The following is a 12,387-nucleotide window of genomic DNA, read 5'->3' as shown; positions in this document are numbered from 1 at the left end:
GGATGTTGCTGGACACAACCCGCCGATCTCGTGCAGGTATCGATGCGCCGCGACGGATTTTACCGTTCGCCCTGAGCTCGGCGAAGAGCCCAGCCCGAGCGGCATGGGAAGAGGGAAACCCAGCGAGACGTCCGGGACTGCCTCAACGTCGTGGCAGCAACGACCGCCCCGACTCCAGCACCGCCAGTGCCGCCGCGCCGAGCAGGCCCGGCTCGGGATTCATGATCGCCTGGGTCGGCACTTTTTCCATGATGTCGCGGAAGCGGCCCTTGGCTTCGAAGCGTTCGCGGAAGCGGCCGCGCTCCAGCCACGGCAGCAGGATCGGGATCAGGCCGCCGGTGAGATAGACGCCGTTCCAGGCGCCGAGCGTGAGCACGAGGTCGCCGGCGACGCTGCCGAAGATGCCGGCGAAGGTTTCCACCGTGCGCGTGCACAGCGGGCAACTGTCGTCCTTGGCGCGGGCGGTGATGTCCTCGGGCTTGAGGTCCTCGGGCCGGGCGCCGACCATGTGGCAGATCGCGTCGTAGAGGTTTACCAGGCCCTGGCCGCAAATCAGCCGCTCGTTGGAGACGCGGCCGTACTTGTGGTTGAGGTAGTCGAGGATGGCGATGTCCTCCGGCGAATGGGCGGCGAAGCCGGCGTGGCCGCCCTCGGTCTGCAGCACGCTGCAGTGGCCGCCGCGCACCAGCAGGCCGCCGACGCCCAGGCCGGTGCCCGGCCCGACGATGGCGAAAGTCTGCTCGGCCTCGGCGCCGATGACCGGCCGCGCCAGCTTGCCGACGTCGACCAGGTCATCGCCTTGCAGCAGGGTCACCGCCATGCTCTGCGCCGCGAAATCGTTCACCAGATGCACGTATTCCAGGTCGAGTGCCGCGGCGGTCTGGTGCGCCGAGATCGCCCAGGGATTGTTGGTGACCTTGACCGTCTCGCCGTCGACGATGCGCCCGGCGGCGGCCACGATGGCGCGGCGGACTTCCAGGCCGGTGTCGGCGAGATACTGCCTCGCGGTGGCGACCAGCGAGTCGTGCTCGGCCACGCGGTAGCGCCGGATGCTGTCGGCGAGCAGCGGTTTGTCGCGCGCCGGATCGGCCACCCCGAAGCGGACGTTGGTGCCGCCGAGATCGACGAGCAAGGTGGGGGCGCTGCTGGGCTGGCTCATGTAACTTCCTGACGGCGTGAAGCGCCAAGCCTGCCGACGTAACGGCGGTTAGTCCAGTGTTTTGCCGACCGTACGGCGCGGAATGTGCCGCGGCATCTGCCAGGTGGCCGGCCGCCAAACCGTGGCAAAGTGTCCGGCAGCGACGGGTGCGGCACGCCGCGGCGTAAAATGTCCCGATATCGCCCCACGAGATTCCGCCATGAGCTTCCCCGCCACCCGCATGCGCCGCATGCGCCGCGACGCCTTCTCCCGCGCTCTGATGCGCGAGCACACCTTGCTGCCGAGCGACCTGATCATGGTCGCGTTCGTGATCGAGGGCGAAGGCCGGCGCGAGCCGGTGCCGTCGATGCCGGGCGTGGACCGGCTGTCGGTCGACGAACTGCTGAAGCTGGCCGGCGAATGCGTGCGCCTGGGCATTCCGGCGCTGGCGCTGTTCCCGTCGCCCGGTGCCGAGGTGAAGTCGCTCGATGCCGTCGAGGCGTGGAATCCCGACAACCTGATGCACCGGGCCACCCGCGCGCTGAAGGCGAAGCATCCCGGGCTGGGCCTGATCGGCGACGTGGCGCTGGACCCGTACACCACCCACGGCCAGGACGGCCTGATCGACGAACACGGCTACGTGATGAACGAGCCCACCGTCGAAGCGCTGATCAGGATGTCGCTGGCCCAGGCCGAAGCCGGCATGGATTTCGTGGCGCCGTCGGACATGATGGACGGCCGCATCGGTGCCATCCGCGACGCGCTGGAGGAAGCCGGCCACATCCACACGCGCATCCTCGCCTATTCCGCAAAGTACGCCTCCGCGTTCTACGGCCCGTTCCGCGACGCGGTGGGTTCGTCGGCGAACCTCGGCAAGGGCAACAAGCACACCTACCAGATGGACGTGGGCAACAGCGACGAGGCGCTGCGCGAAGTCGAGCTCGACATCCACGAGGGCGCCGACGCGGTGATGGTGAAACCTGGCATGCCCTACCTCGACGTGCTGCGCCGGGTGAAGGACAGCTTCGGCGTGCCGACCTTCGTCTACCAGGTCTCGGGCGAGTACGCGATGCTGAAAGCCGCCTCGCAAAACGGTTGGCTGGACGAGAAGGCGGTGGTGCTGGAATCGCTTACCGCGTTCAAGCGCGCCGGTGCCGATGCCATCCTCACCTACTACGCGATCGATGCGGCGCGCTGGCTGCGCGGGGAATAGCCGCTCAGTCGGTCACGCTCGCCGCCACCGGCGCCTGGCTCGTCGCGACTTTCGCGGCGTTGGCGGGCGCGACCAGCATGGAGCCCAGGGCCAGCACGCAGATCAGCAGGCAGGCGGTGAAGAGGCTCTGCAGCATCAGGGTTTCGAATTTCATGGCGGTTCTCCTTGAGTGGGAATGAAGCTTTCAAGAGAGGTATGGCAAGCTGCGTGCCAACGCCTGTCGCGCCTGGAAAGCGGCATTCCTGCGCCATTCCCGCGCCTGCCGCCGGCGCCGGCCGAGTGTCCGCGGACGCTGCCGGCGGCGTCCGGACACGGGGCGGACAGCAGACAGGGCATGCCGGCCGAAACCGGGCACCCGCTCACACGTATTGCGCGATCCCGTTGCCGAAGGACCAGTTCTCCTTCGACGTCTCCAGCAGATTGATGAATACGTCCCCGGGCCGCACGCCGGGATCGGCGGCCAGCGTCTCCGCCACGCGCCGGTAGAAGGCCTGCTTCTGCGCGACGCTGCGCGTGTTGTTGCAGGCGATCTGCACGATCACCAGGTCGTCGCTGCGGGGGATGCCGAGATAGTTCGGGTCGTAGTCGAACTCGTCGGCATCGTGCTGGCTGACCAGGATGAAGCGGTCGTTCTCGGGCACGTCGAAGGTGTCGCGCATGGCCCGGTAGATGCCCTGGCGCAGGGCGGCGAGATAGGCGGACGACTTGCCGCGGCGAAGGGCGATCCGGACGAGGGGCATGGGGGGCTCTCCGAAGGTGGTGGATGCTGGGAGCGCCTTCAGTCGCGACGCTCCTGGCGATGTCGGTCAAGCGGGCCAGGTGGATAGGCGGGCCGGCCGATGCGGGCTTGCTTGCCGAAGCATCAATGCGCGGCACCGGGTTGCGAGACATGGCCGATCCGGTAGAGCTGTCGGCTCGTGCCGGCGAGCCCGTCGGGCGCGATGGGCCACAAGCGGAAGCGCAGCAGCGTCCAGCCGGTCGGATCGAAGGCGCTGACCGCGGCGAGCGCGCCGGCGGCGCGGTCGGCGCTTCCGGCGTCGAGTTCGGCATCGTGCAGGGCGGCGAGTGCCGTGTGCCCGGGTATGGTCGCGATCTCGCGGGTGGCCCAGGCCGCAGTGCGGAGATCGGCGGCCAGGTCGGCCTGCCACACCGACCAGGTGCGCACCGATGGCCAGCCGAACGAACGGGTGAGGGCGGCAAAGCCGGCGCCGCCCAGGAACGCGTTCATCCCTTCGTTGTCGTGCCATAGGTAGAACGGCGCATAGAGATTCTCGCTGCCGGGCAGCTGCGCATCGTCGCGTTCGGCGTACAGATAGGCCTTGAAGCGCAGCCGCGGGAAATCGTCCAGCAGATGGCCTTTCTCGGCGATGCGGCGGCGGATGATCGCCATGTCGTAGTCGGCCGGCAGGGTGAAGCCGTACTGCATCGCGATCATGGCGTGGCGGCCTCGGCCAGTTCGTCGCGGCTGATGCCGTTGTCCCGGGCGCGGCGCAGGTGGAACGGCGACTGCTTGCCGCGGTTCAGCGCCACCAGCGCCGCCACGGTGGCGAGGCTGCGTTCGCGCGGCGACAACTGCGGCCGCTGCCAGATGTCGGCGAACAGCGCCTGGTCGGTGAGTTCGGCCAGTTTCGGGGCGATGTCGCCCATGCTTTGGTGGCCGATGCCGGGGGTGGTGTTCATGCGTTGCTCCGTGCTGGAAGGCATTGACGGGAGCTACGGTAGCGCGCCAGTCTCGTACTGAAAATCGGGAAATATCGAACTCATATTCCCGAAAAACAGGATGATTTGCATGCGCCGCATCAGCTTCGATCTCGACGTCCTGCGCAGCTTCGTGACCGGTGTCGAGCTGGGCAGCTTCGCCCGCGCGGCCGGCCGGCTCGACCGTTCGACGTCGGCGGTCAGCGCACAGCTGAAGAAGCTGGAAGAACAGGCCGGCACGCCGCTGCTGCGCAGGGCCGGCCGCGGCATGGCCCTGACCGATGCCGGCGAGGTGATGCTGGGCTATGCGAGGCGCCTGCTGGAACTCAACGACGAGGCCGCCACGGCGCTGCGCGGTGGCGAACTGGAGGGCGGCATCCGGCTCGGCCTGCAGGAGGATTTCGGCGAGACCTTGCTGCCCGAAGTGCTCGGGCGTTTCGTTCGCGCCCACCCGAAGGTGCGCATCGAGGCGCACATCGCACGCAATGCGGAGCTGCTGGAGCGAATCGGTGCGGGCCGGCTCGACCTGGCGCTGGCCTGGGAGGCCGGCGTGCATTCGGCGCACGCCGAACACGTCGGCACCGTGCCGATGTGCTGGATCGGCGCGGCGCAGGATCGCCTGCGCTGGCCGCATGCCGGCGGCGAACCGTTGCCGCTGGTGATGCTGGAGCCGCCCTGCCTGCTGCGCAGCGCGGCCATCGCTGCGCTGGATCGCGCCGGCATCTCCTGGCGGATGGCGTTCACCAGCGCGAGCCTGGCCGGTGTCTGGGCGGCCGTGGCCGCCGGCCTCGGCGTCACCTTGCGCACACCACTCGGCCTGCCGGCGAGCGTACGGCGGCTGGATGCCGCAACGGCGACCTTGCCGGTGCCGGGTTCGCTGGGCCTGGCGCTGCACCGCGCCGAGTCGGAGCCGGCGCCGGCGGTGATGCGGCTGGCTTCCATCGTGCGAAACGACCTGCGGGAACGGCTGGCCGCGGCGGCGATCCGCCCCGCGCCGGACGCCAGGCGTCGCGGCCGCGGAAAATAGCCGGCGGAAACGAGCGCGGGGACTTCGGGCGCGATGCCCCGTGCGGTCACGCGATACCATGTGCAATCAGCGCCGCTGTCGCCACGAACCGTGCATTTGCCGCGGGCACGTCCGTCGCCCGGCCACCGTCATCCCTATCTGCCCGACCGAGTCTGCCAGCCATGACACCCACGCGCCTTGAAATCACCCGCCCCGATGACTGGCACCTGCATCTTCGGGATGGCGACGCGCTGGCCTCGGTGATTGCCCATACCGCGCAGCGGTTCGCGCGCGCCATCGTGATGCCGAACCTCAAGCCGCCGGTGACCACGGTGGCGCAGGCGGAGGACTATCGCCGGCGCATCCTCGCGAGCCTGCCGGCGGGCTCGCGCTTCCAGCCGCTGATGACGCTGTACCTCACCGAGGATACGCCCGCCGAAGAAATCGCCCGCGCGAAAAGCAGCGACAGCGTGTTTGCCGTGAAGTACTACCCCGCTGGCGCCACCACCAATTCGCAGTCCGGCGTGCGCGAGCTGTCGCGGGTGTATCGAGTGATCGAGGCGATGGAGCGGCACGAACTGCCGCTGCTGCTGCACGGCGAGGTCACCGATCCGGACATCGACATCTTCGATCGCGAACGCGTTTTCATCGAACGCCACCTGCTGCCGCTGCAGGCCCGGTTTCCGGCCTTGCGCATGGTGCTGGAACACATCACCACGCGCGATGCGGTCGAGTTCGTCCGCGGCGCGCCGGCCAACGTGGCGGCCACCATTACCGCGCACCACCTGCTGCTCAACCGCAACGCGTTGTTCGAGGGCGGCATCCGCCCGCACAACTACTGCGCCCCGATCCTCAAGCGGGAGACGCACCGCACCGCCCTGCTGCAGGCGGCCACCAGCGGCGATGCGCACTTTTTCCTCGGCACGGACAGTGCGCCGCATCCGCGCGAAGCGAAGGAATCGGCCTGCGGGTGTGCGGGGCTGTACACGGCCCACGCGGCGCTGGAGCTGTATGCCGAGGCGTTCGAGCAGGCGGGCCGACTGGATCGGCTGGAAGCGTTTGCCAGCTTCCATGGCGCCGATTTCTACCGGCTGCCGCGCAACCAGGATCGCACCGTGCTCGAACGCACGCCGTGGATTGTGCCGGGCGAATATCCGCTGGCCGGGTCCACCTGCAAACCGATGCGCGCCGGCGAGTCGGTAGCGTGGTCGTTGCTGGAAACGACCACGCCCTGACCGCCCTCAGTACGCGAACTCGCGGAACACCGGGTCGACGCTGCCGTTCCACGCGCCGTGGAACAGCTCCAGCTTGCGTTCGGCCGGGGTCTGGTTGGCCTGCACGATCTCGACCATCGGTTCCAGGAAGATGCTCTCGTCGGCGCCGTTCCGGTTGAGGCGGGCGCGACGCTTGAGGCCGTGGCCGGCGATCTTCAGTGCTTCCTCGGCGAGGTCGCGCACGGTGCCGCTGCGGAACGGCAACTTCAGCGCGTGCTTCGGCACGCCGTCGCGCAGCGCGTGGCGTTCCTCGCGGGTGAAGTCCTTGACCAGGTCCCACGCGGCGTCCAGTGCCTGCTGGTCATACAGCAGGCCGACCCAGAACGCGGGCAGCGCGCACAGCCGGTTCCACGGGCCGCCGTCGGCGCCGCGCATCTCCAGGTACTGCTTCAGGCGCACCTCGGGGAAGGCGGTGGTGAGGTGGTCGGCGAAGTCCTTCATCGTCGCGTGGACGCCCGGCAACGTGGGCAGTTCGCCGGCGAGGAAGCGCTTGAAGTCCTGCCCGGCCAGGTCGATGTAGCGGCCGTCCTGGAAGCTGAAGTACATCGGCACGTCGAGGATGTAGTCGACGTAACGCTCGTAGCCGAAGCCGTCGGCGAACACGAAGTCGAGCATGCCGGTGCGGTCCGGGTCGGTGTCGGTCCAGATGTGCGAACGGTACGACAGATAGCCGTTTGGACGTCCTTCGGTGAATGGCGAATCGGCGAACAGCGCGGTGGCGATCGGCTGCAGCGCGAGGCCGACGCGGAACTTCTTGATCATGTCCGCTTCGGACGAGAAATCCAGGTTCACCTGTACCGTGCAGGTGCGCGTCATCATGTCCAGGCCGAGCGAACCGACCTTGGGCATGTACTCGCGCATGATCTTGTAGCGGCCCTTCGGCATCCACGGCATCTCGTCGCGGCGCCACTTCGGCTGAAAGCCCATGCCGAGGAAGCCCAGCCCCATGCCGTCGGCGACCGAACGCACTTCTTCCAGGTGCGAGTTCACCTCGCAGCAGGTCTGGTGGATGGTTTCCAGCGGTGCGCCGGACAACTCCAGCTGGCCGGCCGGTTCCAGCGTGATCGAGGCCTTGTCGCGCGACAGCGCCACCGGGTTCTCGCCTTCGCGGGCCACGTCCCAGCCGTAACGGGTGGCGATGGTTTCCAGCAGCAGCTTGATGCCGCGCTCGCCCTCGAAGGTCGGCGGGCGCAGGTTGTCGGCAAGGAAGCCGAACTTCTCGTGCTCGGTGCCGATACGCCAGGCCTCGCGCGGCTTCTCGCCGGCGGCGAGGTAGTCGGCAAGCTGCTGGCGGCCCTGGATCGGGGTGCTCTTGACGGCACTGGGTATGGACACGGGCGAAGCCTCGCTGGGTGAGGCTCTGACTATGGAGGCGCCACGGAGCCACGAAAAGGGGTTGACGAGAAATAATTGTACGTGGCGGTGCAGATTCGCCCGACTGACAAGAAAACGGGGCCCGTAGGCCCCGTTTTGACGCAAATCGGCGGGCCGATCTCAGCGCTTCATCGAATTGAAGAACTCGTCGTTGGACTTGGTGTTCTTCATCTTGTCGAGCATGAACTCCATCGCGGCCAGCTCGTCCATCGGGTGCAGCAGTTTGCGCAGGATCCAGATCTTGGCCAGCATGTCCGGGTCGATCAAGAGATCCTCGCGGCGGGTGCCGGAGCGGTTGATGTCGATGGCCGGGTAGACGCGCTTCTCGGAGATGCGACGGGACAGGTGCACTTCCATGTTGCCGGTGCCCTTGAACTCCTCGTAGATCACCTCGTCCATCTTGCTGCCGGTGTCGGTCAGCGCGGTGGCGATGATGGTGAGGCTGCCGCCTTCCTCCACATTGCGTGCGGCGCCGAAGAAACGCTTCGGGCGCTGCAGCGCGTTGGCGTCCACGCCGCCGGTGAGCACCTTGCCGGATGAGGGCACCACGGTGTTGTAGGCGCGGGCGAGGCGGGTGATCGAGTCGAGCAGGATCACCACGTCCTTCTTGTGCTCGACCAGGCGCTTGGCGCGCTCGATCACCATCTCGGCGACCTGCACGTGGCGCACGGCCGGCTCGTCGAAGGTCGAGGAAATCACCTCGGCGCGCACGGTGCGGGCGATCTCGGTCACTTCTTCCGGGCGCTCGTCGATCAGCAGCATGATCAGGTGCGATTCGGGATGGTTGTACTGGATCGCCTGGGCGATGTTCTGCAGCATCATCGTCTTGCCGGATTTCGGCTGGGAGACGATCAGGCCGCGCTGGCCCTTGCCGATCGGCGCGATGAGATCGAGGATGCGGCCGGTGATGTCCTCGCTCGACCCGTTGCCGCGCTCCAGCTTGTACGCCTTGCGCGGGAACAGCGGGGTGAGGTTCTCGAACAGCATCTTGTTCTTCGACGCCTCCGGCGGATCGCCGTTGATGTCGTCGACGCGCAGCATCGCGAAGTAGCGCTCGCCTTCCTTCGGGTGGCGCACGCGGCCGGTGATGTAGTCGCCGGTGCGCAGGTTGAAGCGGCGGATCTGGCTGGGCGACACGTAGATGTCGTCGGGACCGGCCAGGTACGACTCGTCGGCCGAACGCAGGAAGCCGAAGCCGTCCTGCAGGATTTCCAGCACGCCTTCGGCCCAGATGCCGCCGCCGGAGCGGGCATGCGCCTTGAGCACGTTGAAGATCACGTCCTGCTTGCGCGCACGGGCGACGCCTTCGTGCACGCCCAGCGACTCGGCGAATTCCAGCAGCTGGATCGCGTTCTTGCGCTTGAGCTCGGTGAGGTTGATCACCCGGTCGTTGCTGCCCGGGTCGGCGTTGTCGTCATCCACCGGCAGGCCGTTCGGGTTGGGCCGCGGATGGCCGCCGCCCTGCGGGCGCCCCTGCTGTTGCTGGTTCGGGTTGCCGCCGCGCTCGTTGCGACGCCGGCGGCCACGGCCTTCGCGACCTTCGCGGCCGGCGTTGTTGTTCGGGTTCTGGCCCTGGTTCGGGTTCTGCGCCTGCGGCTGACCCTGACCTTGGCCCTGATCCTGGTTCTGGTTCTGGCCTGGCTGGGAGGCGGATTCGCGCGGCTCCTGCGCGGCACGCGGTGCGGGCGAATCGCTGGCCGGTGCGGGAGTTACCGGCAGGCTGGCCTGTACCGGTGCGGGCGCCGGCGGCATGGCACGTTCGGTTGCCGCCGGGGCAGCCGCCGGTGCCGCGGAAGCGGGGATGGCCGGTTTCTCGGCGCTTGCCGCCGCGATCGCTGCGGCCGTGCGGCGCGGCGCGCGGGGGCGCGGCTCGGGCTTGCCTTCGGCAACAGGCTTGGTATCGGCGCTCTTGGCGTCGTTCGAAATGGTGTTATCGGTATCGGACACGGGCAATCCTCGCAGGGCGCCGTTGAATTACAGGAGGGAGGGTGTGCGTCGCGCGGAAGGCGCAAGGGGACAGGACTGTCCCGACGGACGCGCTGAATCTAGCACCCGCTGCGCATCGGCGTAAAGCCTCGTGAGCCGGCCGTACTCAGCCGAGCCGGCTCCGTGCTGCGGGTTTGCAGCGGGTGGATCAGATGGCCTTGTCGATCATCTGGGTCAGCTGGCCCTTGCTGACGGCGCCGATCTGGGTCGCCTCGACCTTGCCGTTCTTGAACACCATCAGGGTCGGGATGCCGCGCACGCCATAGGCTCGCGGGGTCTGCTGGTTCTGGTCGATGTTGACCTTGACGATGCGCAGCTTGCCTTCGTACTGCTGGGCGATCTCGTCCAGCATCGGCGCGATGGCCTTGCACGGGCCGCACCATTCCGCCCAGAAATCCAGCAGCACCGGGGTTTCGGATTTGAGCACCTGCTCGTCGAAGGCGTCGTCGTTCACATGGGTAATCAGGTCGCTCACCGGGGATCTCCGTGGCTGGGGGCGCAAAACTGGCAGGTGCAGAACAATGGGGTGACCGGGGTGGAAAAACAAGGAGTGAGGACGGGCGGGGCCGTCATCGGCTACACTCAGGCGCCCACGAAGCGCGGGTTGGGCAGGAGGAGGGCGGCAAGCCTTCATTCCAGCGCAACTCCGGGCACGATTCAAGGGCGGCTTGCACAGCCGCCCGTCAGACCGCCGGCAACTACGGCGTCGCCAGCCGCGGCGCGACCTTGTTGACCCTGACATTGAGCCGCTTCGCCGCGCATCGCGCACCCGTCCTGCACCGCTTTCGCGCCGACATCCGGCGCCTGGAGCCAAGTGCAGCGCATCACGCCGCCGTCAGGCAAGGTCAACCATCCGCATATGTCACAAACCGTACTCACCGATACCTTCTTCACCAACTTCGATCTTCATCCGCTGCTGCAGCAGGGCCTGGACGACAGCGGCTTCACCCGCTGCACGCCGATCCAGGAAATGACCCTGCCGCTGGCGCTGGCCGGGCGCGACGTCGCCGGCCAGGCGCAGACCGGCACCGGCAAGACCTGTGCGTTCCTGGTCGCGCTGATGAATCGCCTGCTGACCACGCCGGCGGTGGCCGAGCGCAAGGACAGCGACCCGCGCGCGCTGGTGATCGCGCCCACCCGCGAGCTGGCGATCCAGATCGAGAAGGACGCCAAGGCGATCGGCCGCCACACCGGCCTGCGCAGCGCACTGATCTACGGCGGCGTCGACTACGACAAGCAGCGCCAGCAATTGAAAGACGGCTGCGACATCATCATCGCCACCCCCGGCCGCCTGCTCGACTACCACAAGCAGGGCGTGTTCAGCCTCAACAGCGTCGAAGTGATGGTGATCGACGAGGCCGACCGGATGTTCGACCTCGGCTTCATCAAGGACGTGCGCTTCATCTTCCGCAAGCTGCCGCCGCGCGAACAGCGCCAGGTGCTGCTGTTCTCCGCCACCCTGAGCCATCGCGTGCTGGAGCTGGCCTACGAGCACATGCACGAGGCCGAGAAGCTGGTGGTGGAGAGCGACAACGTCACCGCCGACAAGGTGCGCCAGCTGGTCTACTTCCCGGCCAAGGAAGAGAAGATGCCGCTGCTGCTGAACCTGATCGACCGGCACCAGCCCAGCCGCAGCATCATCTTCGTCAACACCAAGGCCGCCGCCGAGCGCATCACCGAGCGCGTGAAGCGCCACGGCTGCCGCGTCGGCGCGATCTCCGGCGACGTGCCGCAGCTGAAGCGGCAGAAACTGCTGCAGCGTTTCCAGGACGGCCAACTGGACATCCTGGTGGCCACCGACGTGGCCGCACGCGGCCTGCACATCCCGGCGGTCAGCCACGTCTTCAACTACGACCTGCCGCACGAGGCCGAGGATTACGTGCACCGCATCGGCCGCACCGCGCGGCTCGGCGCCGAGGGCGACGCGATCAGCTTCGCCTGCGACCTGTACGCGATGTCGCTGCCGGACATCGAGACCTATATCGGCCAGAGCATCCCGGTCGCATCGATGGATCCGGAGCTGCTGGTGATGCCGAAGCCGCGCGCGGTCGACCCCGAGTTCGCCGCGAACGCCGCCGCCGACAGCGCCGCGTTCGGCGACGTGGTACCGCCGCGTCCGGGCGAGAAGCCGCGGCGTGGTGGTCCCGGCCGCAGTGGCGAGCACGGCGGCGGCAGCCGCGGCGCTTCGCGTCCGCCGCGCGAGCGCCGGCCGGCCGTGGCCGACGGCAGTGCCGCCGCCGCAGCGGGACAGCCGGTCGCCGTGGCCGTGCACAAGACCGACGCACCGGCGGCCGGCGGCAGCGTAGCCGCCGAAGGCACGCGCAAGCCGCGTCGTCGCCGCGGCGGTCGCAATCGCCGCCGCGAAGGTGCGCCCACCGATGGCGTCGAGGCGACCGGCCACCAGGCAGCGGTGGCCGAGGGCAATCGCGCGCCGCGGGGCGAGCGTCGCCCGCCGCGCGAGCGCAATGCGGCCGAGTCCGGCGGCGCGGTGCACAGCCGGCCGTCGCGGCAGGTCGCGGTGACCTCGGGCAAGGCCGTCGAACACGCTCATCCGAAAAAGCCGGGCCTGTTCCGCCGCTTGACCCGCCTGTTCACCGGCCGCTGAACGCCATGATCGCCGCGGGCTGAACCGCGGCGATCAGAGAAGTCCGCATCTTGCGGCCGGCTTCCCTTATCCTTGCCGTCGATATGACGACAC

12 protein-coding genes are annotated in these 12,387 nt (G+C 68.2%); 4 read left to right on the top strand and 8 right to left on the bottom strand.

Translation table 11 applies throughout. The features are described from left to right. Nucleotides 1-142 precede the first annotated feature (142 nt). Nucleotides 143-1,159 (bottom strand): glucokinase, encoded by a 1,017-nt coding sequence (glk, locus tag KK131_RS06990; RefSeq protein ID WP_214555950.1) that lies wholly within the window; start codon nt 1,157-1,159, stop codon nt 143-145. A 199-nt stretch (nt 1,160-1,358) separates the two neighbouring features. Between glk and hemB the strand changes: the two genes are divergently transcribed. Next, nucleotides 1,359-2,351 carry a porphobilinogen synthase gene (hemB, locus tag KK131_RS06985; RefSeq protein ID WP_214555949.1) on the top strand — a complete coding sequence of 331 codons (993 nt, stop codon included), beginning with the start codon at nt 1,359-1,361 and terminating at the stop codon, nt 2,349-2,351. 4 nt (nt 2,352-2,355) lie between these two features. Here hemB and KK131_RS06980 read toward each other — a convergent pair whose 3' ends face one another. From KK131_RS06980 to KK131_RS06965, 4 genes are all read right to left on the bottom strand, one after another. Next, on the bottom strand, nt 2,356-2,505 hold the full coding sequence (locus tag KK131_RS06980) for a hypothetical protein (protein WP_214555948.1): 150 nt from the start codon (nt 2,503-2,505) through the stop codon (nt 2,356-2,358). A gap of 205 nt (nt 2,506-2,710) precedes the next feature. Next, nucleotides 2,711-3,091 (bottom strand): tautomerase family protein, encoded by a 381-nt coding sequence (locus KK131_RS06975; RefSeq protein ID WP_214555947.1) that lies wholly within the window; start codon nt 3,089-3,091, stop codon nt 2,711-2,713. 122 nt (nt 3,092-3,213) lie between these two features. Further along, nucleotides 3,214-3,786 (bottom strand): DUF4865 family protein, encoded by a 573-nt coding sequence (locus tag KK131_RS06970; RefSeq protein WP_214555946.1) that lies wholly within the window; start codon nt 3,784-3,786, stop codon nt 3,214-3,216. Continuing rightward, nucleotides 3,783-4,031 carry a carboxymuconolactone decarboxylase family protein gene (locus KK131_RS06965; protein WP_214555945.1) on the bottom strand — a complete coding sequence of 83 codons (249 nt, stop codon included), beginning with the start codon at nt 4,029-4,031 and terminating at the stop codon, nt 3,783-3,785. Before KK131_RS06965 ends, KK131_RS06970 begins: the two co-directional genes overlap by 4 nt. 109 nt (nt 4,032-4,140) lie before the next feature. Between KK131_RS06965 and KK131_RS06960 the strand changes: the two genes are divergently transcribed. After that, complete coding sequence (locus tag KK131_RS06960) at nt 4,141-5,076, top strand: LysR substrate-binding domain-containing protein (RefSeq protein WP_214555944.1); 936 nt, start codon at nt 4,141-4,143, stop codon at nt 5,074-5,076. Between the two features lie 161 nt (nt 5,077-5,237). After that, nucleotides 5,238-6,290, top strand: a complete 1,053-nt coding sequence (pyrC, locus tag KK131_RS06955) for a dihydroorotase (protein WP_214555943.1) — start codon at nt 5,238-5,240, stop codon at nt 6,288-6,290. A 6-nt stretch (nt 6,291-6,296) separates the two neighbouring features. Here pyrC and KK131_RS06950 read toward each other — a convergent pair whose 3' ends face one another. From KK131_RS06950 to trxA, 3 genes are all read right to left on the bottom strand, one after another. Continuing rightward, on the bottom strand, nt 6,297-7,664 hold the full coding sequence (locus tag KK131_RS06950) for a glutamate--cysteine ligase (protein WP_214555942.1): 1,368 nt from the start codon (nt 7,662-7,664) through the stop codon (nt 6,297-6,299). A gap of 159 nt (nt 7,665-7,823) precedes the next feature. After that, on the bottom strand, nt 7,824-9,629 hold the full coding sequence (gene rho / locus KK131_RS06945; protein WP_214556673.1) for a transcription termination factor Rho: 1,806 nt from the start codon (nt 9,627-9,629) through the stop codon (nt 7,824-7,826). Nucleotides 9,630-9,837: 208 nt separating this feature from the next. Continuing rightward, nucleotides 9,838-10,164, bottom strand: a complete 327-nt coding sequence (gene trxA, locus KK131_RS06940) for a thioredoxin TrxA (RefSeq protein ID WP_056388135.1) — start codon at nt 10,162-10,164, stop codon at nt 9,838-9,840. Between the two features lie 384 nt (nt 10,165-10,548). Between trxA and KK131_RS06935 the strand changes: the two genes are divergently transcribed. Continuing rightward, a complete protein-coding gene (locus tag KK131_RS06935) occupies nt 10,549-12,294 on the top strand; it encodes a DEAD/DEAH box helicase (RefSeq protein ID WP_214555941.1) in 1,746 nt (581 codons plus the stop codon). The last annotated feature ends 93 nt before the right edge of the window (nt 12,295-12,387 follow it).

This window comes from Rhodanobacter sp. LX-99, assembly GCF_018599185.1.
Classification (GTDB): Bacteria; Pseudomonadota; Gammaproteobacteria; order Xanthomonadales; family Rhodanobacteraceae; genus Rhodanobacter.
Note: the sequence above shows the minus strand (reverse complement) of the source record. Positions and strands in the feature narration are given on the sequence as shown.